This is a genomic window from Luteimonas composti (assembly GCF_042678665.1).
GTDB lineage: Bacteria > Pseudomonadota > Gammaproteobacteria > Xanthomonadales > Xanthomonadaceae > Luteimonas > Luteimonas composti.
Genome location: NZ_JBHTKU010000002.1, coordinates 871,480 through 898,450 on the forward strand (window position 1 = coordinate 871,480; position 26,971 = coordinate 898,450).

At 69.6% G+C, this 26,971-nt stretch carries 25 protein-coding genes; 17 read left to right on the forward strand and 8 right to left on the reverse strand.

What is annotated here, in order from left to right:
- Nucleotides 1-36 precede the first annotated feature (36 nt).
- Entirely contained in the window at nt 37-666 is a 630-nt protein-coding gene (upp, locus tag ACFQ2D_RS08685; protein ID WP_280942317.1) for a uracil phosphoribosyltransferase, read from the reverse strand.
- Between the two features lie 218 nt (nt 667-884).
- Here upp and rlmH point away from each other — a divergent pair, with 218 nt between their 5' ends.
- Nucleotides 885-1,355 (forward strand): 23S rRNA (pseudouridine(1915)-N(3))-methyltransferase RlmH, encoded by a 471-nt coding sequence (gene rlmH / locus ACFQ2D_RS08690; RefSeq protein ID WP_280942316.1) that lies wholly within the window; start codon nt 885-887, stop codon nt 1,353-1,355.
- 37 nt (nt 1,356-1,392) lie between these two features.
- Here the strand turns inward: rlmH and ACFQ2D_RS08695 are convergent, their stop codons facing one another.
- Nucleotides 1,393-2,082: an energy transducer TonB gene (locus ACFQ2D_RS08695; protein WP_280942315.1), complete on the reverse strand. Its 690-nt coding sequence runs from the start codon at nt 2,080-2,082 to the stop codon at nt 1,393-1,395.
- 599 nt (nt 2,083-2,681) lie between these two features.
- Between ACFQ2D_RS08695 and ACFQ2D_RS08700 the strand changes: the two genes are divergently transcribed.
- From ACFQ2D_RS08700 to ACFQ2D_RS08760, 13 genes are all read left to right on the forward strand, one after another.
- Nucleotides 2,682-3,086, forward strand: a complete 405-nt coding sequence (locus ACFQ2D_RS08700; RefSeq protein WP_280942314.1) for a hypothetical protein — start codon at nt 2,682-2,684, stop codon at nt 3,084-3,086.
- A gap of 66 nt (nt 3,087-3,152) precedes the next feature.
- A complete protein-coding gene (locus ACFQ2D_RS08705) occupies nt 3,153-3,974 on the forward strand; it encodes a virB8 family protein (RefSeq protein ID WP_280942313.1) in 822 nt (273 codons plus the stop codon).
- Nucleotides 3,975-3,979: 5 nt separating this feature from the next.
- Nucleotides 3,980-4,756: a TrbG/VirB9 family P-type conjugative transfer protein gene (locus ACFQ2D_RS08710; RefSeq protein ID WP_386795617.1), complete on the forward strand. Its 777-nt coding sequence runs from the start codon at nt 3,980-3,982 to the stop codon at nt 4,754-4,756.
- Complete coding sequence (locus ACFQ2D_RS08715; protein WP_280942311.1) at nt 4,753-5,967, forward strand: TrbI/VirB10 family protein; 1,215 nt, start codon at nt 4,753-4,755, stop codon at nt 5,965-5,967. The genes ACFQ2D_RS08710 and ACFQ2D_RS08715 overlap by 4 nt, the downstream gene beginning before the upstream one ends.
- Nucleotides 5,964-6,995, forward strand: coding sequence for a P-type DNA transfer ATPase VirB11 (gene virB11, locus ACFQ2D_RS08720; protein ID WP_280942310.1), 1,032 nt, complete (start codon nt 5,964-5,966; stop codon nt 6,993-6,995). Before ACFQ2D_RS08715 ends, virB11 begins: the two co-directional genes overlap by 4 nt.
- A 100-nt stretch (nt 6,996-7,095) precedes the next feature.
- On the forward strand, nt 7,096-7,833 hold the full coding sequence (locus ACFQ2D_RS08725; protein ID WP_386795618.1) for a lytic transglycosylase domain-containing protein: 738 nt from the start codon (nt 7,096-7,098) through the stop codon (nt 7,831-7,833).
- Between the two features lie 72 nt (nt 7,834-7,905).
- Nucleotides 7,906-8,280, forward strand: a complete 375-nt coding sequence (locus ACFQ2D_RS08730) for a TrbC/VirB2 family protein (RefSeq protein WP_280942309.1) — start codon at nt 7,906-7,908, stop codon at nt 8,278-8,280.
- Nucleotides 8,273-8,590 (forward strand): type IV secretion system protein VirB3, encoded by a 318-nt coding sequence (locus tag ACFQ2D_RS08735; protein WP_280942308.1) that lies wholly within the window; start codon nt 8,273-8,275, stop codon nt 8,588-8,590. Before ACFQ2D_RS08730 ends, ACFQ2D_RS08735 begins: the two co-directional genes overlap by 8 nt.
- Nucleotides 8,591-8,594: 4 nt before the next feature.
- Complete coding sequence (locus ACFQ2D_RS08740; RefSeq protein WP_280942307.1) at nt 8,595-11,114, forward strand: VirB4 family type IV secretion/conjugal transfer ATPase; 2,520 nt, start codon at nt 8,595-8,597, stop codon at nt 11,112-11,114.
- 5 nt (nt 11,115-11,119) lie between these two features.
- Entirely contained in the window at nt 11,120-11,896 is a 777-nt protein-coding gene (locus ACFQ2D_RS08745; protein ID WP_280942306.1) for a hypothetical protein, read from the forward strand.
- Between the two features lie 46 nt (nt 11,897-11,942).
- Nucleotides 11,943-12,914, forward strand: a complete 972-nt coding sequence (locus ACFQ2D_RS08750) for a type IV secretion system protein (RefSeq protein WP_280942305.1) — start codon at nt 11,943-11,945, stop codon at nt 12,912-12,914.
- Nucleotides 12,915-13,010: 96 nt separating this feature from the next.
- Entirely contained in the window at nt 13,011-13,334 is a 324-nt protein-coding gene (locus tag ACFQ2D_RS08755) for a hypothetical protein (RefSeq protein ID WP_280942304.1), read from the forward strand.
- A 232-nt stretch (nt 13,335-13,566) separates the two neighbouring features.
- Nucleotides 13,567-13,929 carry a DUF4189 domain-containing protein gene (locus tag ACFQ2D_RS08760; protein ID WP_386795619.1) on the forward strand — a complete coding sequence of 121 codons (363 nt, stop codon included), beginning with the start codon at nt 13,567-13,569 and terminating at the stop codon, nt 13,927-13,929.
- Between the two features lie 52 nt (nt 13,930-13,981).
- Here ACFQ2D_RS08760 and ACFQ2D_RS08765 read toward each other — a convergent pair whose 3' ends face one another.
- From ACFQ2D_RS08765 to dnaE, 6 genes are all read right to left on the reverse strand, one after another.
- A complete protein-coding gene (locus tag ACFQ2D_RS08765) occupies nt 13,982-14,785 on the reverse strand; it encodes a S1/P1 nuclease (RefSeq protein ID WP_280942303.1) in 804 nt (267 codons plus the stop codon).
- A 100-nt stretch (nt 14,786-14,885) separates the two neighbouring features.
- A complete protein-coding gene (locus tag ACFQ2D_RS08770; RefSeq protein WP_386795620.1) occupies nt 14,886-15,764 on the reverse strand; it encodes a farnesyl diphosphate synthase in 879 nt (292 codons plus the stop codon).
- Nucleotides 15,765-15,777: 13 nt separating this feature from the next.
- A complete protein-coding gene (locus tag ACFQ2D_RS08775; protein WP_280942301.1) occupies nt 15,778-16,047 on the reverse strand; it encodes an exodeoxyribonuclease VII small subunit in 270 nt (89 codons plus the stop codon).
- A 46-nt stretch (nt 16,048-16,093) separates the two neighbouring features.
- A complete protein-coding gene (gene tilS / locus ACFQ2D_RS08780; protein WP_342457127.1) occupies nt 16,094-17,347 on the reverse strand; it encodes a tRNA lysidine(34) synthetase TilS in 1,254 nt (417 codons plus the stop codon).
- Nucleotides 17,348-17,458: 111 nt separating this feature from the next.
- A complete protein-coding gene (locus ACFQ2D_RS08785; RefSeq protein ID WP_280942299.1) occupies nt 17,459-18,418 on the reverse strand; it encodes an acetyl-CoA carboxylase carboxyltransferase subunit alpha in 960 nt (319 codons plus the stop codon).
- Between the two features lie 108 nt (nt 18,419-18,526).
- Complete coding sequence (gene dnaE, locus ACFQ2D_RS08790; RefSeq protein ID WP_280942298.1) at nt 18,527-22,072, reverse strand: DNA polymerase III subunit alpha; 3,546 nt, start codon at nt 22,070-22,072, stop codon at nt 18,527-18,529.
- 261 nt (nt 22,073-22,333) lie between these two features.
- Between dnaE and ACFQ2D_RS08795 the strand changes: the two genes are divergently transcribed.
- The 3 genes from ACFQ2D_RS08795 (at nt 22,334) to ACFQ2D_RS08805 (ending at nt 26,588) form a co-directional block, all read left to right on the forward strand.
- Complete coding sequence (locus ACFQ2D_RS08795; RefSeq protein ID WP_280942297.1) at nt 22,334-23,716, forward strand: MFS transporter; 1,383 nt, start codon at nt 22,334-22,336, stop codon at nt 23,714-23,716.
- A 62-nt stretch (nt 23,717-23,778) separates the two neighbouring features.
- Complete coding sequence (locus tag ACFQ2D_RS08800; RefSeq protein ID WP_280942368.1) at nt 23,779-26,082, forward strand: GH36-type glycosyl hydrolase domain-containing protein; 2,304 nt, start codon at nt 23,779-23,781, stop codon at nt 26,080-26,082.
- Nucleotides 26,079-26,588 carry a gluconokinase gene (locus ACFQ2D_RS08805; protein WP_280942296.1) on the forward strand — a complete coding sequence of 170 codons (510 nt, stop codon included), beginning with the start codon at nt 26,079-26,081 and terminating at the stop codon, nt 26,586-26,588. Before ACFQ2D_RS08800 ends, ACFQ2D_RS08805 begins: the two co-directional genes overlap by 4 nt.
- The last annotated feature ends 383 nt before the right edge of the window (nt 26,589-26,971 follow it).

Below are 26,971 nucleotides of genomic sequence, written 5' to 3' on the forward strand. Positions count from 1 at the left end.
TGCGCGAAGTAGCGCGGTGCGATGCCGCGGCGACCGCTACATCCGGGTGCCGAAGATGCGGTCGCCGGCGTCGCCCAGCCCCGGCAGGATGTAGCCCTTCTCGTTGAGCCGCTCGTCGATCGCGGCGGTGTAGACCTCGACGTCCGGGTGCGCCGCCTCGAGCGCCTGCAGGCCTTCGGGCGCGGCGACCAGGAACACGCCCTTGATGCGGCGCGCGCCGGCGCGCTTGAGCATGTCGATGGTGGCGACGAGGGTGCCGCCGGTGGCCAGCATCGGATCCAGGATCAGCGCATCGCGCTCGTCCAGCCGGCCGGTCAGGCGCTCGAAGTAGGGCACCGGCTGCAGCGTTTCCTCGTCGCGCTGCAGGCCGACCACGCTCACCCTGGCGGCGGGGATCAGCGCCAGCACGCCCGGCAGCATGCCCAGGCCGGCGCGCAGGATCGGCACCAGGGTGATCTTGGCGCCGGCGATGCGCCGCACCGTGACGTCTCCTGCCCAGCCCCGCATCGTCGCGGCCTCGGTCTCCAGGTCGGCGGTGGCTTCGTAGGCGAGCAGGGTCCCCAGCTCGGTCACCAGCTCGCGGAAGCCCTTGGTGCTGAGCGAGGCGTCGCGCAGCAGGCCGATCTTGTGCTGGACCAGGGGATGGCGGACTTCGATCGTCTTCATCGGGCCGAGTTTGCCGCAACCGCCAGCCGTTTGGGGAGCGCGGGCGCCGGATGGGATACTTCGCCCATGATCCGCAATTGCCGGTCGGGGACGACCATGCCTGGCTGCCCGGGACCACCAGAAGGCGCCGGTCCCCATGCCCTCGCCAGCGCGCGCGCGACGGCTCGCGTAGCGGCCCATGGAGCGGCGCATGCAGGCCGCAGCGCAGTGGCGCGCCCATGAAGGCCCGCCTGATCGCCGTGGGCGAGCGCGCGCCGGCCTGGGTGGCGGAGGGCTTCGCCGAGTACCGCAAGCGACTGTCGCACTGGCTGCCGCTGGAGCTGGTGGAGGTCGAACCTGGCCTGCGCGGCAAGGGCCGCGACGCCGCGCGTGCGATGCAGGACGAAGGCGCGCGGGTGCTGGCGGCCGTGCCGCGCAGCACCCTCGTGGTCGCGCTCGACGGGCGCGGGCGCGCCCATTCGTCCGAGCAGCTCGCGCAGCGCATGGAGCACTGGCGCGGGCAGGGGCGCGATCTCGCTTTCCTCATCGGCGGCCCCGAGGGACACGCGCCCGAGGTGCTGGCGCGCGCCGACGAGCAGTGGTCGCTCGGGCCGCTGACCCTGCCGCACATGCTGGTGCGGCTGGTGCTCGCCGAGCAGCTGTATCGCGCCGCTTCCCTGCTGGCCAACCACCCGTATCACCGCAGCTGAGGGTGCGAGCCGCGCACCAGGCGGCTCGCACTGACCCTCAGTACCGGTCCAGCCGGAAATCCACCGGCACCAGCCCCACCGCCTGCACCGGCTGCCCGTCGCGCAGCGCCGGCATGAAGCGCCAGTGGCGCCGCACGTGGCGCATCGCTTCGCGGTCGAGGATCGCGTGGCCGCTGCTGCGCTCGATCCGCACCTCCAGCGGTCGCCCGTCCACGCCCACCAGCACGCGCAGCAGCACTTCGCCCTGCAGCCCCTGCTGCACCGCCCGTGGCGGATAGGCCGGCGAGGGCGCGTGCGCGTACTGCAGCTGCATGCCGGTCGCCGGGCCCGGCCCGATCGACGCCGGCCCGGTCGCCTGCGGCGTCACCTCCGGCGCGGCCTCGATGAACTCGCCCTGCTCCACCAGCACCGGCACGTCCGCCACCGGCGGCGCGACCGGCGTGTCGCGCGGCACCGCACGCGGCTGCACGCGGGGTGGCACGACCGGCACCACCTGCGGCGGCAACGGCGGCGGCAGCGTGCGTTCCACCGGAACGATCTGCACGATCTGCGGATTGACCGCCGGCGCCGGGCGCTGCACCGGCGCGGGCAGGGTCATCGGCGCCAGCAGCATCGCCAGCGCCAGCACGTTGAGCGCCAGCGTGCTGCTGATCCCGAGGATGCGGTTGACGTCCAGGCGCGCGGACTGCGCGCCGTCGCGGTTCGAACGTATCTGCTGCAACACCATGGTCCACCTCCGCGTTGCCGGCGGCCGGGACGGCCGTCGCTGGCTTGGGAACGCGCCGCTGGCGGGAGCGGGGTTGATGGAGCCGTGTGTCCCGCGATGGCGCGCGACCTGACTGCGGTTCGACGCTACGCCGCTCGAAGAGACCGGGCAATGCGACGGAGGTCGAAGGCGACGGGCGGTGGACGCAGTGCCCCGCACGGGCCATCGGGCCTGCGGATCGGATCCTGCGGCGGCATTGCCGCTGAAACCTTCACCATGGCGCCGATCCGCGACGTGACGCGTACGCGTCCGCCAGAAAAAACCTACAGCACACCGGGCTTGACTGCTGCGTGGAGCTGGGCTTATGTTCGCCCCAGCACAGCAGTGAGCAGTGCTGGATGCCCTGGCCTTCGCGCCGGGATCCGCGGGGAACAAGGAGTGTCAAGCAAATGGATTTTGCGCCCGGGGCCGGAGCCCGTATCCGGCGTTCGTCTGTGATCGATCGAGTGCGCGTCGCCCACGGGGCGCTCGTGCCGGTTCGCGTTTTCCGATTGTCCTGCCGGGCGGCGCGGCTGCGCGGACGTGGCGTCGCGCCACGTGCGGGCGCAGTGCGCTACGTCATGGCCGTGTGCGTCCTTACCCTGCTGTGCGCCTGCGCCACGCCGCCGGCGACCGACGTCGGCGGGCGCTGGAGACCGGTCAACCGTTTCGCGGATGCGCCGCAGGCGATCCCGCTGCACCAGGCCTACGTCTACCAGGCCTCGCCGGCGGACGGCACGCTCAAGACGATGCTGTCGCGCTGGGCGCGCGACGGGCGGATGACCTTGTCCTACCAGCATCCCAACGACTACACCCTGCATGGTCCGGTCGGCGGCATCCGTACGACCAGCCTCGAGCAGGCCGCGGCGGCGCTCTCGGCCGCCTACGCCCAACACGGCGTGCAGGTCACGGTGGAGCGCACGCAGATCGTGGTCAGCCAGAGAATGCGCGGCGAGACGCGCGCTGGCCCCGGACTGGATGGATAGAGGATCCCCATGTTCGGCAAACGGACTGCCGCCCCGCCCGGGATCGAAAGGGCCATCGAGCAAGGCGTGAGCTACGAGCTCACCCTGGTCGAGCGCATGCGCCGCAGCGAGCGGCGGGCGTGGATCGTCGCCGGCTGCGCGGTGGCGATGTCGCTGGTCCTGGCCGGCGGCTATCTGCTGTTCCTGCCGCTCAAGGAGCGGGTTCCGTATCTGGTGATGGCCGACCCCTACACGGGCACCGCCACGGTGGCGCGCCTGGTCGGCGACTTCCACGACCGCGACGTGACCGTCGAGGAAGCGATCAACAAAAGCAACGTGGCGCAGTTCGTTCTGTCCCGCGAAGCCTACGACTCGGGCCTGATCGGGCAACGCAACTGGCGGACCACCCTGGCGATGGCCGGCAGCGAAGTGGCGCCTGCCTACATCGCGCTGCATTCGGAGAGCAACCCGGAACGACCGGGCCGTCTCTACGGCTCCGCGCGCGCCGTGCGCGTACGCATCCAGAGCATCGTGCTGATCGGTGCGGGACCCGGACGGCGACCCACCGGCGCGACCGTGCGCTTCCAGCGCAGCCTGTACGACAAGGGCAGGGGACGCGCGGAACCGCTCGACAACAGGATCGCCACGCTCGAATTCAAGTACGACCCGGACCTGCGCCTCGGCGACGAAGACCGGCTGCTCAACCCGCTCGGCTTCCGCGTGGTCAATTACCGCGTCGACAACGACTACGCGCCGGCCCCCGCGCCGCCGCCCGAGTTTCCGGTGCCCGGTCCTGCGGTACGCCCGGGCCCGCTTCCCTCCAGCGAACCGGGAGGCACTCCGTTGTCGGGCGATGCCGCCGCCACGGCCAGTGCCCCTGCCGCGGTGAACGAGGTCGCCAACCCATGAGGAGCCTGTCGACGATGACCCGCCAACTGCGTGGATTGCTGCTGCTCGTTCCGTTGCTGGCGTGCACAGGCGTGTCGCGCGCCCAGGTGATCGAGGAATACGAGTACCGGCCCGACCAGGTGTATCCGGTGCGCACGGGCCTGGGGATCACCACCCAGATCGAGCTCAGCCCGCACGAGGACATCCTCGACTACAGCACGGGATTCAGCGGCGGCTGGGATCTCAGTCGCCGCGACAACGTGTTCTACCTCAAGCCGAAGAACGTCGATGTCGACACCAACCTGATGGTGCGGACCGCGGCGCACGCCTACATCTTCGAACTCAAGGTGGTGGCCGCGGACTGGCGTCGCCTGGAGCAGGCCAAGGCCGCGGGCGTGCAGTACAGGATCCGCTTCCGCTATCCGAGCGACACCGCCTTCGGCGGCGCGCAGGCGGAAGCGGCGCAACCGCAGGCCGCGGACGAGCTGAGCACGCGGCTGCATCCGGACAGGCACTACCACTTCAACTACGAGTACGCGCATCGCAAGCGCGATCCGGGATGGCTGGTCCCGGCCACGGTGTACGACGACATGCGCTTCACCTACATCCGCATGGGCGACCGCACGCGCTTTCCCAGCGGGAACTTTCCCGCGGTGTTCGCGCGGGACAGCGAACGGGGCGAAGAGTTCGTCGTCAACTCAACGGTCGAGGGCGACACCATCGTCGTGCACGGTACCTATCCCTACCTCGTCCTTCGGCATGGCGACCACGTCGTCGGCTTGCGCAGGAGCCCGGAATCGTGACGCAGACACCCCATGACGAGGGCCGGCGAGGCGCATCCGCGGCGGCCAACCCCTACCAGGAGCGACAGGCCGGTTTCGAGCCGGACCTGGACGCAGACGCACCCAGGCTGCAGGTGGTGGAAATGCAGCGCCTCAACCGGAAGGCGCTGCTCTTCCTGGGCGGCATCGTGCTGCTGCTGCTGTGCGCCGCATACTGGATCTTCAGCGGTGCGATGACGCGCGCCGATGATCGTGGTCCCAGGCCGCGCAGCGAGGAAGTGGTGATCCCGGCCGCGCCTCGCGACCTGCCCGAGCTGCCCCCTGAACGATCCGTGGCGACGCCGGTCGCGGAACTGCCGCCGCTGCCGCACATTCCGTTGCAGCAGGAGGCAGGCCCCGTCTCGATGCCCGCGTCGCTGCCGGCGCCGGCCTGGCCGGAGCGTCGTGGCCTGACGCTCCAGGAGCGGCGCATGCAGGACGTGGCGGGCTTCGTCGGTCAGCCGGGCGATGCCGGCGACGTGCCGGGCATGCTGCCTCCCGAGGAGTACGCGCGGCTGATGATGGCGGCGGGAAATCCGCAGCCTTCGGTCGTCGAGCAGGCGCCCCGGGGCGAAGCGAGCGCGAAGCCCCTCTACAACCCGGACACGCTGCTGCTGCGTGGCACGTACATACGCTGCGTGCTGCAGTCGCGGGTGATTTCGGATTTCCCTGGATATACCTCATGCGTGGTGACCGAGCCGGTGTATTCGGTCACCGGCCGCCGACTGCTGCTTCCGCGCGGGTCGAAGGTCTCGGGCAGCTACGAGAAGGACGCCATCGTCGGCGACCGGGTGGCGGTGGTCTGGGATCGCGTGACCACCCCCACTGGCCTGGACGTGAATATGCGTAGCCCTGGGGTGGACATGCTGGGCGCCGCGGGCAACCCGGGAGATTACTCGGCCCATTGGGGCCAGCGGATCGGGTCCGCGCTGCTGATCAGCATGCTCAGCGATGCATTCAAGTATGCGGGCGCCAAACACGGACCGCAGGAGACCTCCATCGCCAACGGTGTAGTGGTGCAGAGTCCGTACGAGAGCAACACCGCGCGCACCATGGAGCGCCTGGCCAACATGGTGCTGGAACGCAACATGGCCCGCCCGCCGACGGTGACCATCAACCAGGGCACGGTCGTGAACGTCTACGTGGCCCGGGACGTGGACTTCTCGGCCGTGCTGCAGCGGGGGATGCAATGAACGGCGCAGCAGCCACCGCGGCGGTGTCCAACGACTTTCTGGACTACCAGTACCGCCTGCTCGGCATCGGGTCCCACATGGACTCGGTCGACGTCACCGAGATCTGCATCAACCGGCCCGGCGAGCTGTATCTGGAGACACGCGACGGCTGGCGCCGCAATGACGTGCCGATGCTCACGTTCGAGCGCGCACGGCAGTTCTGCACCGCGGTGGTCAACGAGAGCAACACCGGGCAGCGGATCACCGACGCCGATCCCATGGTCTCGCTGACCTTTCCGACCGGCCAGCGCGCACAGTTCGTGATCCCGCCGGCCTGCGATGCCGGCAGGGTGTCGATCACGATCCGGCTGCCTGCGAAATTCGGCAAGACCCTGGAGGAATACGAAGCGGACGGCTTCTTCGACGAGATTCTCGAGCAGGGCGAGGACCTGGGCGAGCACGACCGCGAGCTGCTGCAGCTGCAGCGCGAACGCCGCTATGCCGAATTCTTCCGCAAGGCGGTGCAGTACCGCAAGAACATCGTCGTAGCCGGGGCGACCGGCAGCGGCAAGACCACCTTCATGAAGTCGCTGGTCCACCACATCCCCGACGCCGAGCGGCTGGTGACCATCGAGGACGCACGCGAACTGTTCCTGCGCCAGCCCAATGTCGTCCACCTGTTGTACTCGAAGGGCGGCCAGTCGACGAGCAACGTCACCGCACGCAGCTGTATGGAGGCCTGCCTGAGAATGAAGCCGGACAGGATCATCCTGGCGGAGTTGCGCGGCGACGAATCCTTCTACTTCATCCGCAACTGCGCTTCGGGGCACCCCGGATCGATCACAAGCTGCCATGCCGGCAGCACGAAGCAGGCCTGGGACCAGCTGGCGTTGATGGTGAAGGCGTCGGCCGAAGGTGCCGGGCTCGAGTTCGAGGTGATCAAGCGCTTGCTGCGCATGACCATCGACATCGTGGTGCACATCAAGGCGCACGCAGGCCGGAGGTACATCACCGGCATCGACTTCGACCCCGCGAGGGCCTTCGCATGAATGGCCAGGTCGCGGCTGCGCGCAAGGTTCCCTGTGCGGCGGATGGCGCATCCACCGCGTGGCCTGGCCCCCGTGGAGGACGCTGACGATGTTGCCTGGCATGGAACTGATGGGGTGCGCAGAACTGGCGGTGCCTGCGGAAGTGATGCGGCACGTGGTCCGGGTCGAGTCGTCTTTCAACCGCTACGCGATCGGCGTGGTGGGTGGGCGCCTCGAGCGCCAGCCACGGACGCTGGATGAGGCGGTGTCGACGGCCCGCATGCTCGAGCGCGAGGGCTACAACTTCTCGCTGGGCCTGGCGCAGGTCAATCGCTACAACCTGGCGAGCCAGGGACTCGATTCCTACGAGCGCGCCTTCGACGTCTGTCCGAACCTGCGGGCGGGCGCCAGGATCCTGGCGGACTGCCATCGTCGCGCCGGACAGGACTGGGGCAAGGCGTTGAGCTGCTACTACTCCGGCAACTTCGTCACCGGGTTCCGGCATGGCTACGTGCAGAAGGTGTTCGACGCCTGGGGCGCGGCAGTGGCGCGGCAGGACGCGCCGCCCGTCGGACTGGTGGAGCGCCGCGCCCGCACGCAGGGCGCCGCTGCCGAGCCCGGCCGCTCGCTGCTCTCGCGCCGGGCCCAGGTGGCCATGGTGGCATCGGAAGCGGGTGTGCCGGCGGGATCCGGCATGGCCACGCCAGGTCCGTCCTCCCGCCTGACCCCCGGTCCAGCGTCGCCCCAAGGCGCGGATGCGCCGGTTCTCGTCCAGCCGATGGCCGCGGCCTCGCGCCCCGCGCGTCCGTTGGCGCCGTCGCAGGCCGACCCGTCCGCCGATACGGCCTTCGTGTTCTAGCGGCAAGCGCGCCGGCCGGCGCGTGGAAGTTCCCTTCACCTCAGTGCAACCACCACATACCTGGAGTCCGCCATGAAGCACACCGCATACAGCAACGCCAAGACCCGGCTCACCGGCGCCGGCAGCCGGGCCCTGGTGGCCGCCACCGCAGTCGCCATGCCGCTGCTCGTCCTCGCCCAGGACGGCACCGGCGCCCGGGGGCGGGTCGAGACGTTCTTCACCAATATCAACTCGCTGCTCAACGTGGCCTCGATCGCAGTGGTGACCATCGCGGTGATCTTCGCGGGCTACCAGATCGCCTTCAACCACAAGCGTATCGGCGATGTCGCGCCGGTACTGATCGGAGGCTTCCTGATCGGCGCGGCGAGCCAGATCGCGCGGATGCTGCTGCCGGACGACGTCACGTCCACCGCCATGCTCGCCGCCCAGTTGCTCCAGCATGCATAAGGATGTGCTGTTCAGGGGTTGCACGCGCCCGGCCATGTTCATGGGGGTGCCCTACGTGCCCTTCGCGATCGGGGCCGGCGCGTGCCTCCTGCTGACCTTCTACCTCAACATGTTCTTCCTGGCCCTGCTGCCGGTCGTGATCTTCGTCATGCGCCAGATGGCGCGGCGCGACGAGATGATCTTCCGGCTGCTTGGCCTGCGGTGGCAATTCCGGGGCAAGGCCCGAAACGTCCGCCTGCACGACGGCGCCTGGGCCTTTTCCCCGAACAGCTATCGCAGGGACCTCCAGCTCCCCGCGAGGGATGGGTGAATCCATGGCCGTCGCGGACACCGCCGTCGCCGAGTTCGTCCCGCTGTCTTCGCACGTGGCCCAGCACGTGGTGAAGACGACGGGCGGGGATTTCCTGCTGACCTGGCGGCTGGACGGACTGCCCTTCGTCGGCCGCGAGGAATGGGATCTGGAGCATCGCCACTCCACCTTCAACCGGATGCTGCAGACCCTGCGCGCGCCGGATTTCGTCAACGTGGCGTTCTGGGTACACGACCTGCGCCGGCGCGGCGGCGTGCAGGTCGGCGGCGCCTACGGACAAGCCTTCAACCAGCAATTGTCGGACGAGTACTACGCGGCGCTCTCCGCGCAGAAGATCATGCAGAACGAGCTGTACCTGACGATGATCTATCGGCCGGTCGTCGGCGGGAAGCGCCTGGTCGAACGGTCGACGGCAATTGCCCGCCTCCAGGCCGAGCAGGACCAGGCCGTCGCGCGTCTGCTGGAACTGGCCGGCAATCTCGAGGCGGTGCTCAGGGACCATGCGCCGGTGCGCCTCGGGATGTACGAGGGTGCGAACGGGGTCGTGTTCTCCCAGACGCTGGAACTGTTCGGCTACCTGCTCAACCGGATCCGCGAGCCGGTGCCCGTGCTCCGCGCGCCGGTCTGCGACTACTTGCCGGTGAGCCGCCACAAGTTCTCGCCTCGCGGCGGCGACTTCGCCATCACCACGCCCGGGGGCGGGCACCACTTCGGCGCGATCCTCAACATCAAGGAATACTCCGACGCGACCTGGCCGGGCATCCTCAACGGGCTCAAGTACCTCGATTTCGAGTACGTGATCACCCATTCGTTCAGCCCCATGGGCCGCCAGGACGCGTTGAAGGTACTCGACCGCACCAAGGGCATGATGATCTCGTCGGGCGACAAGGCGGTCAGCCAGATCGCCGAACTCGACCAGGCCATGGACCAGGTGGCCTCGGGCAACTTCGTCCTGGGCGAATACCACTTCATCATGACGCTGTACGCCGGCGACCAGCAGCAGCTCTCGCGCAACCTCGCCACGGCCAGGGCCGAGCTGTCCAACGCCGGCTTCGTATCGGCCAAGGAGGACCTGGCGGCCTGCGCCTCGTTCTATTCGCAGTTCCCGGGCAACTGGAAGTACCGGACCCGCATCGCGAACGTGAGTTCGCTCAACTTCCTCGGCCTGTCGCCGCTGCACAACTTCGCGACCGGCAAGCGGTACAACAATCCCTGGGGCGAATGCGTGACCGCGCTGCAGACCACCAACGGGCAGCCGTACTACTTCAATTTCCACGCCACCCACCCGGCCGAGAACTCGCTCGGGGAAAAGGCGATCGCCAACACCATGGTGATCGGCAAGTCGGGCACCGGCAAGACGGCGCTGATCAACTTCCTGCTCAGCCAGGTCCAGAAGTACGACCCGCCCCCTACGATCTTCTTCTTCGACAAGGACCGCGGCGCCGAGATCTTCGTTCGCGCCTGCGGCGGAAACTACCTGGCCCTGGCGAACGGCGAGCCCACCGGGTTCAACCCGTTCCAGTGCGAGAACACCGATGCCAACGCGCAGTTCCTCGGCAACCTCGTCAAGACGCTGGCGGGGAAGGCGCACTACACCGCCAGCGAGGACGAGGACATCCACCGTGCCGTCGCGGCCATGCTGGACATGCCGCCGCACCTGCGCTCGATGACAAACTTCCAGAAGAGCCTGCCCAACATGGGCGACGACGGGCTGTACGCGCGCCTGCGCAAGTGGACGGCCGGGCATGCGCTGGGCTGGGTGTTCGACAACCCGGTCGACATCATCGACCTCGACCGGGCCAACATCATCGGTTTCGACTACACCGACGTCATCGACAACGCCGAGGTCCGGGTGCCCGTGGTCAGCTACCTGCTGCACCGGCTGGAGGATCTGATCGACGGAAGGCGGCTGATCTACGTGATGGACGAGTTCTGGAAGATCCTCGCAGGCGGCGGGGAGCTCAAGGAGTTCGCCCGCAACAAGCAGAAGACCATCCGCAAGCAGAACGGCTTCGGAATTTTCGCCACCCAGAGTCCGGAGGACGCGCTGGGCAGCGATATTTCGGCCGCGCTGATCGAACAGACCGCCACCCTGATCCTGCTGCCCAATCCGGGCGCATCGCGGGACGACTACATCGAGGGGCTGAAACTGACCGAGGCCGAGTACCAGGTGGTCAAGAGCCTGGACGAGCGCTCGCGGAGTTTCCTGGTCAAGCAGGGCCATGTCTCGACCGTTTGCCAGCTCAACCTGCGCGGACTCGAGGACGCGCTGGCGGTGATCTCCGCCAGTACCGACAACATCGCAGTGATGCATCGCATCCTCGCCGAGGAATCGCGGGCGCTCGATGGCGGCGAAGCCGAGCTGTCGCCCGAGCAGTGGCTGCCGCGCTTCCAGCGCGAGCGCAAGGGCGCGCGGGCGAGCGGTGCGGGGCGGGCAGGGGAAGGCGCGGCCGGCCGTGCGGCCCCCGTCGCCAGCCATGGACGGGGCAACGAATCCGGGCTGGAGCCCGCCATCAGGGAGTAGCGGAAATGAGCAGGGAACGCATGAAGCGCCTGGTCCAGAGGCCCGCCGTCGTGGCGGCCCTGGTTGCCGGATGCATGTGGGTGCCGCTGGCGTCGGGGCAGGCGATCGTGGCGGACCCGGCGCACACGATCACCAACAAGCTCGCCTGGATCGCCCAGTACCAGCAGAAGTACGACCAGTTGCGCCGTCAGATCCAGCAGTACGAAGCGCAGTTGCGCGATCTCGAACAGAAGTACGTCCGCGGCCAGGCCTTCAAGGGTGGTGCCGGCTATCGCGAGACCCTGGCAGAGCGTGGACTCAACGACTTCGTCGACGAGCGCTGCGGCAGCGCCGACTCGCTGCCGAGGGCGCCGGCCCGGATCGCGGAGATCTCGCGGCGCCAGCTCCAGAACTGCATGGCGATCGTGCAGACCGAGAACACCCGCTACAACGTCATGGTCAAGATCCTCAACCGGCTCTCCGAGCGGGACCGGGAGATGGACGAGATCCGGCGCCAGGCCGAGAACGTGCCGGAAGACCAGCCGGGCGCGCTGGACCGCGTCGACAACAACATCGCCCAGCTCGAGGCGCGTGTCACCACCGATGTGCAGAACGCCAGCACACTGCTGGGCGCCTACGATGCCGCGCTGCAGGCGTTGCATACCGAGCAGGTCTGGCTCGGGCAGGCCGCCTTCAGCGACGAGGCCGCGCGCAAGGGGGGCATCGCCGGGCTGATGGACACCGCGGTGCAATACGGCACCCTGAAGGCGGCGCTGGGCGTGGCGCGTCGTCGCGACCGCTGACGGACGGGCCCCAGGCTGCACCACCATGAACGGCAAAGGCAGGAATATGGACGTTCTCGACCCAGGGCTGGCGAATGCGGCGTTCGGGTGGCTGTTCCCCCAGGCGGGATTGCCGAACATGGTCTTCTTCAGCGAGATCAGCAGCTTCCTCGACGACGAACTGATCGGGGAATACCTGCCCAACCTCGGCGCACGCGTGGTCCGGGTGCTGGGTGGACTCGGCATCACCCTGCTGACCCTGTGGATCATGCTGCAGGGCTATCGGGTCGTGACCGGACAGTCGCGCGAATCGATGATGGCCCTCGTGGTCAGTTCGCTGCGGGCCACCTTCATCGTCGGCATCGCCCTGGGCGTGGCGGTGTCCTGGGGCTCCATCTACCAGACCCTGAGCGATGGCCTGAGCAGGACGATCAACGAAACCATGACCGGCGAGGACAGCGAAGGCGCCTACGAGGACATCGACCGGGCCCTGGCGATCATGCAGGTGGCGCTGGAGGCGATCGACGCGGTGGATGTGCGGGACAACGTGGTCACCCAGTCGCAGAAGGAGCGCGCGCTGTTGCTGACCAGCGTTGGCCTCGGCGGGCCCGCGATCATGGCCGCGACCGCGCTGCTGCTCAACAAGATCGCGATCGGGCTGGTGGTGGCGCTTGGGCCGCTGTTCATCCTGTGCCTGTTGTTCGAGCAGACGCGGTCGCTGTTCCAGCGCTGGCTGTTCTTCGGCGTCGGTACGCTGTTCTCGATGGCACTGCTGAGCGTGATGGTGACCCTGGCGCTGGACATGGTCATCGCAGTGGGCATGGCGTTCTGGGTCGCCTCGATGCTCGTGCCCGGCAGCGAGAGCGTGACCGCCATGGCGATGCAGCAGGGCGGCCTGGGCCTGATTCTTACCGCGCTCATCGTCAGCGCGCCGCCGATGGCCGCGATGCTGTTCCAGGGCACGCTCGGCCAGTTCAATCCCTACAGCGCCTTCAACCAGCCGACCTACGGGGCACCGGGACAGCCGGGTGCGCGCTGATGCCCAACGGCGGCGCCCGACCGGCGTTGCCTATCGGAGAGGCCCGGCCCACCTCGACGATTCCGCTTCCGGGCCGCGAATGGAAGGAACACACCCATGAATGGACTCAACACCTGCACCTGCGCCGTCGTGCTGTCGCTGGCCCTGTCCGGCTGCACCTCGCTGGCCTCTGGAACGAACTCGCTCAGCGACGATCGGATCCGCTCCGAGTCGGCTGGCGCGCTCGGTTACGACCCGGCCGAACTCACCCTGGTGAGCCGGCGTACGGAGGGGACCAATACCTACGCCAGCCTCAAGGCTGCCGATGGCAAGGAGTTCACCTGCATCATCAACGGCGGCAACCTGCTCAGTCTCGGGATGACCAACCCCCCTGCCTGCGGCCGGAAGGGCGAGGCGATCAACGCCAATCCGCTGCGGTAGCAGGAGGGTCCGTCGAGTCGGCGATCAGCCATCGCCGACTCGGCGCCGCGATGCACTCCGACATCCGTCAGCAGACCTGTCGATTCGGAATGGCTCGATGCGCAAGGTAGCCCTGGTTTCGGTTGTACTTCTTGCCGGCTGTGGCCCGGTGCTGGCCCAGACCGCGTGCCCCCAGGGCGTGGCGGTGGGTTCGGCGCGCTGCGGCCCGGGTGGCGGTGGAATCCCGTGGATCATGTTTCCCCGGACGGAGCCGACCTGGCGACCCGGGTGGGGTGCCTTTGCCCGGAATGGCGCGCAGTCCATCATCGGGGTCTCGACAGGGACGAGATCCCCGAAGGCGGCGGCTCGCGGCGCGATCAGGGGGTGCAAATCGGCTGGCGGCGAGGATTGCGAAGTGTTTTTTACCTATCGCGACAGCTGCGCAGCCATCGCAAAGCCCGGTGGACCGGAGCCGGTCATGCCGACGTACCATGTTGCGGCCCCGTCGGCAGAAGACGCCAGCAGCCTGGTGCTCGATGCTTGCCGCCGTGCCCACAAAGGGCTCGCCTGCGAGGTCATCTACAGCAACTGTTCGAGCGGGTTCTACAGGAACTAGGCCCAGGACGGCCACGCCAGGCGGCAGGCGGGCAATGACGAACCTGTGCCGTTCAGGCCAGTACCTCGTTGAGAAGGCGGGCCAGCCGCGCGGCCCCAAGCCGTACCTGGCGCTCGACGGTCGGCAGATGCTGCCGGAGGTAGGCTTCGCCCAGTTTCGCTTCGTCCGGATACACCCCTGGCGCAGTGGCGATCCGGCACGACTGCTCGGCCCACACCGCCGGGGCCGAGGGCGTATACGGGCCGACATCGGCGGGCAACCGATCCTCGGTGAGCTGCAGTTTGTCCGCGTGCGCGGCTTCGTCCAGCCCCGCCGTGGCCAGCAGGTCCTCGTCCCACAGCGCGTGCAGGTTGCTGCCCTTGCCGTGCACGTGCACCTGCACGCGGTTGCCGCCGCGGTCGTGACCGTAGCCCGCGTGCAGCGGCTGGTGGATGTCGCCGACGAAGTGGACGACGAACTTCAACGCCTGCAGGCGCTCGGCATCCGGCTGGTCGCGGTCGCCCAGGATGCCGGCCTGCTTGTGGAGCGCGGCCACCACGCAGTCGCCCTCGGGGCAGTGGCGGGCGGCATCGTAGGCGCAGCCGTCCTCGGCCATGTTGACGAAGTGCCAGCGCGCAGATTCCTTCGCCAGCGGAGACTCACCGCTGCGCAGGTCGTCCGCCCAGCTGGCCACTTCGTGCATCCGGCTGGCGCCCTCCAGCGCCAGCAGCCGTTGCACTTCGGCGCGGGCGTCCGGATGCAGGTGGGGTTCGGCGAGCCTCGCGACGAGGCGATGGCCATGCCCGTCCCAGGCCTGGGCGAGCCCGCTGCAGGCGAGCAGGCACGAGAGCAGCAGCAGGACGGTAGTGCGGCGCATGGCCGGCACTCTAACCGATGTGAAGACGATGGCGACGGCGGCGCGCGGGATGATCATCGCGGGCACGCGAGGCCCGGGATCGCGCGACGTTGCGCGCTGGCTAGTGCGCGCGCTCGATGGAGCGCCGGCCCAGTTCGGCCAGCGCGGCGGTGTCGCCGGGGAAGCCGGCCAGGGCCTCCGACATCCGCGCGGCGAGTTCGCGCAGGCGCGCGCGCGAGGCCTCGACGCCAAGCAGGGCGGGGAAGGTGGCCTTGTCCTGCGCCACGTCCTTGCCGGCGGTCTTGCCGAGCGTGGCGCTGTCGCCCTCGATGTCGAGCAGGTCGTCGCGGATCTGGAAGGCCAGCCCCAGCGCCTGTGCGAAGCCGTCCAGCCGGTCGCGCGCCGCGGCATCCGCGCCGGCCGCGATCGCGCCCAGGCGCACCGCGGAACGCAGCAGCGCGCCGGTCTTGAGTGCATGCAGCCGTTCCAGGGCGTCCAGCGGGATCGCGCTGCCGGTGGCCGCCAGGTCGAAAGCCTGCCCGCCGCACATGCCGGCCGCGCCGGCGGCGCCGGCCAGTTCGGCCAGCATCGACACGCGCGCGGCGTCGGGCACCGGCGCATCGGCAAGCAGGGCGAAGGCCAATGACTGCAGCGCATCGCCGGCCAGGATCGCGGTGGCTTCGTCGAAGGCCACATGCACGGTGGGCTGGCCGCGGCGCAGGGCGTCGTCGTCCATGGCCGGCAGGTCGTCGTGCACCAGCGAGTAGGCATGCACCAGCTCCACCGCCGCGGCGGGGGCGTCCAGGCGGGTGATGTCGGCGCCGCAGGCCAGGCCGGCGGCGTAGGTCAGCAGTGGGCGCATCCGCTTGCCGCCGAGCAGTACCGCATGGCGCATGGCCGCGAGCAGGCGCGGTTCGGTCCGGCCTTCCAGGGCGTCGAACGCGGCCGCGAGCGTGGCGTCGGTGCGGCTGCGCCAGTGGGCCAGGTCGGCCTGGAGCAGGCCCCCCGCGGGGTCAGGCGTCGCCATCGAGGCCGGGGAAGGGTTCGGCCCGCTCCGGCGCGTCGGGATCGGCAAGCAGGCGCACGCGCAGTTCGGCTTGCTCCAGCGCCTGCTGGCAGTGGCGGTACAGGCCCACGCCGCGTTCGTAGGCGGCGAGGGATTCCTCCAGGCTCATCTCGCCGTGCTCCATCTTCTCCACCAGCTGTTCGAGCTGGTCGAGCGAGGACTCGAAATCGGCGACGGGCGAGGCGTCGGAGGTCGTGGTGTCGGCTTTCTGGCCCATGCGCGCAGTGTAAGCCAGCCGCCCGCGGACGGCATGTGCGCGACGCTCAACCGCGCCAGGACAGGCGCCGTCCGGTGTTGCGCGACCAGGCGTCGAAGCGGGCCGAGAGGACCAGGTCGCCGGCGGCCAGCAGCTCGCCCTCCGGGTCGAACAGCAGCGGCAACCGCTCCCGGCTCCAGGGCGGCACGCCGAGGTCCTGCAGCACGTGCTTGAGCGCATGCGAATGGCGCCGGCCGGGCAGGGTGATGCGCTCGCCGCCCTGACGGGAGCGTACGACGAAACGCGGTGTGATGGCGTCCCGGGGTTCGCCCGCCGGTCCCGGCGGCGTCAGCGACAGCTCGCCGCCGCTCCAGTGCAGCGCGGCCCGCCCGTCCCAGTACCGCGGCGCGGTATCCGGCGGAGGTGGACGCAAGCCGGCGTACAGCAGGCCGCGCCAGCGACGGATGGCGGCGCCGGACCAGGCGAACTCGCCGCGCGGGTTCGGGCCCGCTGCGAGCAGCGGGGCGAGTTCAGCGATGGCCCGCGCCGGCAGCGGCGGCAGGCCGGTTTCGGCGACCCAGCGGCGCAGCACGCGTGCGCGTCGCGGCGCAGGCAGCGCCGCCAGGGACGCGACGTGCAGGCAGCGGGGATCGACCGTACGGACCATGGCCAGCGCCTGTGCGTCCATTTCCTCCAGCAGCGCGGACGCTTCGCGCTGCAGGCCGGCGGCCTGCGCGAAGGCGGCGCCTGCATGCGGCCAGCGCGCCTGCAGCAGCGGCATCACCTTGTTTCGCAGGAAATTGCGGTCGTGCGCGTCATCCGCGTTGGATGGATCCTCGATCCAGCGCAGTCCATGGGCGCGTGCGTGCGCCAGCAGCGCCTGCCGCGGCAGTTCGAGCAGGGGCCGCCACATCCAGCCGCGCCCGAAGCGTCGCCACGCGCGCATCGCGCCGAGCCCGTCTGGACCCGAGGCGCGCAGGGCCCGCAGCAGGAAGGTCTCGGCCTGGTCGTCGCGATGGTGGGCCAGCGCCAGGATCGCGCCTTCGCCGAGGCACTCGGCGAAGGCGGCATGGCGGGCGTCGCGCGCCGCCGCCTCGAGGCCGTCGCCGGTGTCGCCTGCGACGGCCACCCGGACGACGTCGATCGGGACATCGAGTTCCCGGCACAGGTCGATGCAGTGCCGCGCCCACTCGTCGGCGTCCGCGTGCAGGCCGTGATGGACATGGAGGGCGCGCAGCCCGCGGCGCCGCATCTGGTCGCTCTGGGCGAGCAGGTGCAACAGCACGGTCGAATCCAGCCCGCCGCTGTAGCCCACCAGCATCGGGCCTTCGCAGGATGGCGCAGGCAGTGCGGCCGGCAGGGCGCCGGACGTGCTGGGCTCGGGCCGGTTCACCGCCTCCCCCTTGTTCACCGCGCCGCTCCGGCGCGTGTCTCAGGCGTGCTCGTAGGCGCCGTAGCCGCGCAGGCGGCGGTAGCGCGCGGCGACCAGTTCATCCAGCGGCAGCTGTTCGAGCGCGTCGAGCTCGTTCATCAGCACCGTCTTGAGCCGGATCGCGGTCTGGCGCGGATTGCGGTGGGCGCCGCCGATCGGCTCGCGCACCACCTTGTCCACCAGCCCCAGGCCGCGCAGGCGGCGCGCGGTCAGGCCCAGTTGCTCGGCGGCATCGCGCGCCTTGGCCGCGTCCTTCCACAGGATCGAGGCGCAACCTTCGGGCGAGATCACCGAGTAGGTGCTGTACTCGAGCATGATGGTGCGGTCGCCGACGCCGATCGCCAGCGCGCCTCCCGAACCACCCTCGCCGATCACCGTGCACAGGATCGGCGTCCTCAGCTCGGCCATCTCCATCAGGTTGCGGGCGATGGCCTCGGACTGGCCGCGCTCTTCCGCACCGATGCCGGGGTAGGCGCCCGGCGTGTCGATGAAGGTCAGCAGCGGCAGCCTGAAGCGCTCGGCCATCTTCATCAGGCGCAGCGCCTTGCGGTAACCCTCCGGGCGCGGCATGCCGAAGTTGCGGCGCACCTTGGATTTGGTGTCGCGGCCCTTCTGGTGGCCGATGATCACCACGGAACGGCCGTTGATGCGGCCCAGCCCGCCCACGATCGCCGGATCGTCGGCGTAGGCGCGGTCGCCGGCCAGTTCCTCGAACTCGTCGCAGAACACCTTGATGTAGTCCAGCGTGTACGGACGCATCGGGTGCCGCGCCAGCTGCGAGACCTGCCAGGGGCTGAGGTCGCGGAAGATGTGCGCGGTGCGCTTGCGCAGCTTGTCCTGCAGCGCGTGGATCTCGGTATCGATGTTGACCGCCGGGCCGTTGCTGGCCTGGCGCAGTTCGTGGATCTTGGCCTCGAGGTCCGCGATCGGCTGCTCGAAGTCGAGGTAATTGGGATTCATGCCCGGGACTGCTGCAGGGAAGCGGAAAGTCTAGCCGACTGGACCGCTCGCCACCGTACCCGGGCGTCCGGACCGTACGGTGGGCCGCGGCGGGCGCCGCCTGTCGCGTCAGCCGCCGACCCAGGGCCGCTGCAGCGACAGGCGCACCTGGCGCACGCCGGGGAGGCTGCGCAGGGTGGAGGGCAGGTCCGGCGCCACGCGCACGCCGTGCGCGCCGTTCACGTCCAGCTTGCCGGTCGAGCCCGAGGGCAGCAGCAGCTCGTAGCGCAGCGGGGTGCTGCCGGGCCGGTGCTGGGCGAACAGCGATTCGACGCGCTCCAGCGCGCCGGCCACCCGCAGGTCCAGGCGCAGCGACAGGCCCTGCGCGTTCTGCGCGCAGACCTGCTCGAAATCCCAGCAGCGCCGCGCGCGCAGCGCGAAGCCGCCGCTGAACTCGTCCTCGCGCAGTCCGCCCTCGATCACCAGGATGCGGTCGCGCGTGAGCAGCGAGGCGTAGCTGAAGTACTCCTCGGCGAAGAAGGCGCATTCGAGCCGCCCGCGGCCGTCCTCGATCTGCACGAATGCCTGGGAATCGCCGCGCTTGCGCATCGCGATCACCTGGCCGGCGATCACCACCGTGGTTTCCGGCCGCCAGCCGCGCGATTCGGACTCCGATCGGCCCGCCCACAGCTGGTCGAGCTGGCCCAGGTCGTGGCCGACCAGGCCGCGGAGTTCGTCGCGGTAGGGATCGAGCGGATGGCCGCTGAGGTAGTGGCCGAGCGTATCGCGCTCGCCGTCGAGCTTCTGCTTGAGCGGCCACTCGTCGCAGGTCGGCAGCTCGATGTGGATGTCGGCGTCGCCGCCGCCGCCGAACATGTCGAACATGCCGGCCGCCCGGTTCTTCGCGATCTGGTCGGTGGCCTTGAGCACCTCGGGCAGCTGCAGCATCAGCGAGGCGCGGTTGGCCGCCAGCGCATCGAGCGCGCCGGCCTGGATCAGCGCCTCGAGCGTGCGCCGGTTGAGCCGGCCCGAATCGACGCGCTTGCAGAACTCGTACAGGTCTGCATAGCCGCCGCCGCGCGCCTCGATGATCGCCTCGCAGGCGCCGCGGCCGACGCCCTTCACCGCGCCCAGGCCGTAGCGGATGGTGGTGCGGCGGCCCTGCCCGTCCTCCTCGCCGTCGATGGCCTCGAACATATAGGCCGAGGCGTTGACGTCCGGCGGCAGTACGGTCAGGCCCATGGCCTTGGCTTCGTTGAGGAAGCCGACCACCTTGTCGGTGTTGTCCATGTCCGAAGACATTACCGCGGCCATGAATTCGGCCGGGTAGTGCACCTTCAGCCACGCGGTCTGGTAGGCGACCAGCGCGTAGGCGGCCGAGTGCGACTTGTTGAAGCCGTACTCGGCGAACTTCTCCATCAGGTCGAAGATCTGGGTCGCGGTCCTGGCGTCGACCCCGTTGGCCGCGGCGCCCGCCTCGAACTTGGCGCGCTCCTTGGCCATCTCCTCGGGCTTCTTCTTGCCCATCGCGCGGCGCAGCAGGTCGGCGCCGCCGAGCGAATAGCCGGCCAGGACCTGGGCGATCTGCATCACCTGTTCCTGATACACGATGACGCCGTAGGTGGGCTTGAGCACCGGCTCCAGCGCCGGATGCGGGTAGCTGACCTCCTCGATGCCGTGCTTGCGGTCGCACCATTGCCGGTCCATGCCCGAACCCAGCGGACCGGGGCGGAACAGCGCGGCCAGCGCGATGATGTCCTCGAAGGTATCGGGCTTGGCGCGCTTGAGCAGCTCGCGCATGCCGCGCGATTCGAACTGGAACACCGCCACCGTGTCGCCACGCGCGAACAGCTCGTAGCTGGCCTGGTCGTCGAGCGGCAGCGCACCGATATCCAGCGGCGCCTCGCCCGCCGCGGCGCGGCGCGCGTTGATCGCCTTCACCGCCCAGTCGATGATCGTCAGCGTGCGCAGGCCGAGGAAGTCGAACTTCACCAGGCCGACCGCCTCCACGTCGTCCTTGTCGAACTGGGTGACCGGGTTGCGGCCGCGCCCGCCCTCGTCGTGTTCGGCGAACAGCGGGCAGAAGTCCGACAGCGGCGAGGGCGCGATCACCACGCCGCCGGCGTGCTTGCCGGCGTTGCGGGTCAGGTCCTCGAGCTGCAGCGCGAGGTCGACCAGGTCTCGGACCTCGTCCTCCTCCTCGTAGCGCTGCCTGAACTCGGCGACGACGTAATTGCTGTCCTTCTGCGCGCGCTTGCTGCGCCCGATCGCATCCTCCAGCGACAGCGGGTCGGCCGGCTGCAGCGGGATCAGCTTCGACAGCCCGTCGACGAAGCCGTAGGGGTGGCCCAGCACGCGGCCGGCGTCGCGCAGCACCGCCTTGGCGGCCATGGTGCCGTAGGTGATGATCTGGCTGACGCGGTCGCGGCCGTACTTGGCCGCCACGTAGTCGATCACCTCGTCGCGGCGGTCCATGCAGAAGTCGATGTCGAAGTCCGGCATCGACACGCGTTCGGGGTTGAGGAAGCGCTCGAACAGCAGGTCGTAGGGCAGCGGGTCGAGATCGGTGATCTCCAGCGCCCAGGCCACCAGCGAGCCGGCGCCCGAGCCGCGGCCCGGCCCGACCGGGATGCCGTGCTCCTTGGCCCACTTGATGAAGTCCGAGACGATCAGGAAGTAGCCCGGGAACCCCATCTTGATGATGACGCCCAGTTCCACTTCGAGCCGCTCGAAGTAGCTCTCGCGGGTGTGGCCGGGCGCCAGCGGGTACTTGGCCAGGCGCCGCTCCAGGCCATCGCGCGCTTGCCGCGCGATCCAGGTGTCGAGCGTCTCGTCGTCCGGTACCGGGTAGGCGGGCAGGTAGTAGGTGCCCAGCCGCAGCTCGAGGTTGCAGCGCTGCGCCAGCGCGACCGTGTTGTCGATCGCGTCGGGAATGTCGGCGAACAGCGCGGCCATTTCCTCGCTGGACTTGAGGTACTGGCCCGGCGCGTAGTCCTTCGGCCGCTTGGGGTCGTCCAGCACCCGCCCGGAGGCGATGCACACGCGCGCCTCGTGGGCCTCGAAGCCGTCGGCGTCGAGGAAGCGCACGTCGTTGCTGGCCACCACCGGAATGCCGCGCGCGGACGAGGCCTGCAGCGCGAATCCGTTGAAGTCGTCCTCGCCCGGCAGGCCGCAGCGGGTGAGCTCGAGGAAGCAGTCCTCCCCGTAGACGCGCTGCAGGTCGGCCAAGGCCTGGCCGGCGAGGTCGTCGCGCCCGCCGGCCAGCTGCTGGCCGGCGAGGCTGTGGCGTCCGGCCAGGGCGAACAGGCCGGTGGCGTCGTCGGCCAGCCATTCGGGGCGGACCACGACGCCGTCGTTGCGGTGGCCCTGCATCCAGGCGCGGCTGAGCAGGCGCGACAGCGACAGATAGCCTGCATGGTCGCGCACCAGCAGGGTCAGCAGCCAGGCCTGGTCGTTGCCCTCGGCGACCATCACGTCGGCGCCGGCCACCGGCTTGATCCCCGCGCCTTCCGCCGCGCGATAGAACTTCACCAGCGAAAACAGGTTGTTGCGATCGGTAATCGCGACCGATGGCTGTCCGAGCGCGGCACAGCGCTTGACCAGGTCCGGGATGCGGATGGTCGAGTCGACCAGCGAATACTCGCTGCGGAGGTGGAGATGGACGAAGCGGGACATCGCGGCCGGGGCCAGGCGGGCAGGGGCAGGGTAGGGGGGCGGGACGGACGGGACAAGGCTTGACACCTCGCGGTCGCCGGCCCCCCGGGGACAACGGGCGGCCCGGCCTGCCGGCGTCACCGTTCCACGACCGCGCCCGGAAGACGGACATCGGTGACATCCGCAACCGCGTTTGCCAAGGCGCCCCGATCCCGGCACTCTTGGTAGCGCTACCACGCCATGCCGGCACAGCCGCCGGTCATCGGCGTGGACGGGAGGAACATGGTCCAGCCAGCAGCCACCAGTGCGGACGGCGGCGCGCGCGCGCGCCTGCGTTTCCGCGAGAAGGCCGGGTACGGCATCGGCGATTTCGGCTTCAACCTCTACTGGGCCAACATCTCGGCCTTCCTGCTGATCTTCTATACCGACGTCATGGGCCTGGCCGCGGCCGCGGTTGGCACGATGATGCTGGTGACCAAGATCGTCGACGCGATCACCGACCCGCTGATCGGTGCGTTGGCCGACCGGACCCGCACCCGCTGGGGCCGGTTCCGTCCCTACCTGCTGTGGGGCGCGCTGCCGCTGGCCGTCACCGGCGTGCTGACCTGGACCGTTCCCGACCTCGACCAGGGCGGCAAGCTGCTCTGGGCCTACGCCACATTCAGCCTGATGATGCTGGCCTACACCGTGCTCTCGATGCCTTACTCGGCCCTGTCGGGGGTGATGACGGCCGACAGCCAGCAGCGCACCACCCTGATCAGCTTCCGCTTCATCGCCGCCTTCGCCGGCACCACCCTGGTCAGCTGGCTCACGCTCGATCTCGTCGGCTGGCTGGGGCGCGGCGACGAGGCCCTGGGCTGGCAGCTCACGCTGGCCCTGTACGGACTGATCGCGACGGCCACCTTCGCCACCGTGTTCCTGTCCACCCGCGAGCGCATCGCGCCGCCCCCGTCGCAGCGCAGCGCGATCCGCCAGGACATCGCCGACCTGCTGCACAACCGGCCTTGGCTGGTGCTGTTCGTGCTGGCGCTGGTGATCATGGTGACCATCGTGATGCGCAGCGGCTCGCTGGTGTACTTCCTCAAGTACTACGTGGGCCAGCCGGAACTCACCGGTACCTTCCTGGGCGTGTATTCGGTCGCGCTGGCGATCGGCGCTGCGCTGACGCCATTGATGACGCGCTACGTGGACAAGCGGCGCCTGATGATGTGGCTGATGGCCGCCGTGGGCGTGCTCAGCTGCGCGATGTACCTGGTGCCGCCCGACCAGGTCTGGCTGCTGCTGGGCATCAACACCCTGATCGGCCTGCTGCTGGGTCCGAAGTCGCCGCTGGCCTTCTCCATGTACGCCGACTGCGCCGACTACACGGAGTGGAAGACCGGCCGCCGGGCCACCGCGATGACGTTCTCGGCCGCGACGTTCTCGCAGAAGCTCGGAGGCGCGCTGGCCTCGGCGCTGATCGCCTGGGTGCTGGCGGCGCTGGGTTACGTGGCCAACGAGGCGCAGAGCGACGCCTCGCGCCAGGGCATCGCCCTGCTGTTGACCGTGATCCCCGGCGTGGTGGCGCTGCTCGCGGCCTGGGTGATGCGGTTCTACCCGCTCGACGACCGCGCGCTGGAACAGGTGCAGGCCGAGCTGCAGGCGCGGCGGGAATCGACGACGTGAGTGACGGGCCCTGCGCGTTCGAGGGCGGCGGCCGCCGCTGCGTGCTGACCAGTCCCACGGCGATGCCGCAGGCATCTACCTTCCTGTGGAACCGTCGCATGCTGCTGCAGCTCAACTGCCGCGGCTACGCCACCGCCCAGTTCATGCAGCCCGAACCGGCGAAGTACGCGCACGCACCGGCGCTGGAGGCGAAAACCTTCATGCAGCCGGAGCAGCCCTACTACGCGCACCATCCGGGCCGCTTCTGCTACGTGAAGGACGAGGACGACGGCGCGCTGTTCTCGGTGCCGCATGCGCCGGTCAATCGCGAGCCCGAGGCGTTCCGCTTCTCCGTCGGTGCCGCCGACGCGGCCTGGACGGTGCGCAGCGGCGGCCTCGAGATCGAACTGGCCGTCCGTCTTCCCGCCGACGACGTCGCCGAACTGTGGACCCTGCGCGTGCGCAACGTGTCGGGACGCGCGCGCCGGCTGTCCCTGTATCCGTATTTTCCGGTCGGATACATGTCCTGGATGAACCAGTCCGGCCGCTACCGCGCGGACCTCGGCGGCATCGTCTGCGACAGCGTGACGCCCTACCAGAAGGTGGAGGACTGGTTCCGCCAGCGCGACTTCAAGGACCGGACCGTCCTGCTCCACGATCGCGCGCCCGACGCCTGGGAGGCCAACCAGGCCGCGTTCGAGGGCGCTGGCGGACTGCACGCGCCCGACGGAGTGCTGGATGCGTCGCTGGGCAACGGCGACGCGCTGTACGAGACGCCGGTGGCCGCCCTGCAGTACCGCCTCTCGCTCGCGGACGGCGCGGCCGAGGAGTTCCACTTCGTGTTCGCACCGGCGAAGGACGAGGCCGACATCGTCGCGCTGCGCCAGCGTTACCTCGCGCCCGGCGGGTTCGCCGTGGCGGCCGCCGCTTCCGTCGCCAGGCTCGCGGAGGCACGGGGCTGCATCGAGATCGAAACCCCCGATCCCTGGTTCGACGCGTTCGCCAACCACTGGCTGCCGCGGCAGGTGTATTACCACGGCGATTCCAACCGCCTGACCACCGATCCGCAGACGCGCAACTACCTGCAGGACCAGATGGGCATGGCCTACCTGAAGCCTTCCACCGCGCGTGCCTCCTTCCTGCTGGCGCTGTCGCAGCAGGAGGACAGCGGCGCCATGCCGGACGGCATCCTGCTGGCCGAGGGCGCGCAGCTCAAGTACATCAACCAGGTCCCGCACACCGACCACTGCGTCTGGCTTCCGGTCTGCCTGCAGGCCTACCTGGACGAGACCGGCGACGACGCGCTGCTCGGCGAAACCGTCGCCGATGCGCGTGGCCAGGTCGCCACCGTCGCCGAACGCATCGACCGCGCGATGCGCTGGCTGCTCGCGCAGCGCGACGACCGCGGCCTGAGCTGGATCGCGCAGGGCGACTGGTGCGATCCGATGAACATGGTCGGCTGGAAGGGGCGGGGCGTGTCCGGCTGGCTGTCGCTGGCCAGCGCCCATGCGCTCGGTCTGTGGGCTGCCGTCTGCGAGCGCGCCGGCCGCGCCGCGCAGGTGGCCGAGTTCCGCGACGGGGCCGCCTCGTTCAATGCGGCGGTCAACGCGCAGCTGTGGGATGGCGACTGGTACGCGCGCGGCATCACCGACGACGGCGTGGTGTTCGGCGCCGCGCACGATGCCGAGGGGCGCATCTACCTCAACCCGCAGAGCTGGGCGATGCTCAGCGGCGCGGCCGATCCGTCGCGGCAGGCACGGATGATCGCCGCGGTCGAAGCCGAACTCGCTTCTCCGCACGGCATGGCCATGCTCGGCCCGCCGTATACCGGGATGCGCGAGGACGTGGGCCGCCTGACCCAGAAGTTCCCCGGTTCGGCCGAGAATGGCGCGGTCTACAACCACGCCGCGGCGTTCTGGATGCATGCGCTGTACGCCCGCGGCGAGGCCGATCGCGCCTGGTGGAGCCTGCGCACCATGCTCACCGGCCCGGACCCGGACGAGTGCCTCCAGCGCGGCCAGTTGCCGGTGTTCGTCCCCAACTATTACCGCGGCGCGTGGCGACTGCACCCGCGTACCGCGGGGCGTTCGAGCCAGCTGTTCAACACCGGCACCGCAGCCTGGATGTACCGCTGCATCATCGAATCGCTGCTCGGGCTGCGTGGCGATGGCGACGGGTTGCAGGTCGCGCCGCAGCTGCCCTCCCACTGGCCGCGCGTGCGGGCCCGCCGCGTTTTCCGTGGAGCGGATTTCGAGGTGGAGATCGTGCGGATGGGTGGACTGGCATCGCAGCGCGTCGAAGTGGATGGGGCGCCGCTGCTGGGCAGCCGCATCTCCGGCATCGAGCCGGGACGCCGCTACTCGGTCCGAGTGGAGCTGCCGGCATGAGCGCGGGCGAGGTGTCGGTGGCGGTGGTGATGGGGGTGTCGGGCAGCGGCAAGACCACGATCGGTCGCGCGCTGGCGGACGCCTGGCCCGCCACCTTCCTGGACGCCGACGACTTCCACACTCCCCAGGCCCGGGCGCATATGGCCAGTGGCCGCCCGCTCACGGACGAAATGCGCCTGCCCTGGGTGGAGCGCATTGCCGCGGAACTGCAGCGCCGCGTCGCCGCGGGCGAGCGGGTGGCGCTCGCGTTTTCGGGCCTGCGCCGCCGCCACCGCGACATGCTGCGCGAGACCGGCCTGCCGCTGCGTTTCCTGTTCCTCCAGGGCGATCGCGACCTCGTCGCCACCCGGATGGACGAGCGTGTGGGCCATTACATGCCCGTCGCCCTGCTCGACAGCCAGTTCGCCGCCCTCGAGTTGCCGGCCGGCGAGCCGGACGTGTTCGCCATCGGCATCCATCTGCCACCCGCGCGGATCCTGACGCAGGCGCTTGCGGCCTTGCGCTGAGAACTTCTGCACCGGTCGCTTCGTGAGACGGGGTGACATGTCACCGGTGTGGGCCTATCATTTCCGGCCCGCACGCAGGTTCTGCCGGCCCGCTGAACGGATCTCGCCAACCAGGCTTCACAAGAAGTTGACGAAACCGAAAAGCGCGCTAGGATATGCGGCTCCCTTCGACGAAACGCCCCCACGGGCCGGACGCTGAAGGGAGGTCGAAGCCCCTCGCGGGGTGTTGACGAAGCGGAAAGGCCGTGACAGAATGTGCGGCTCCCTGGGGCGAAATGCTTCGGGGCGAAACCCAGGCGCTGAGGCCGGTGTTTCGAAGATCTTTGACAGTGTGCGCAGGTGACTTGTGCGGGCGTCTGGCGGGTGGATGACTGTCCATCTTG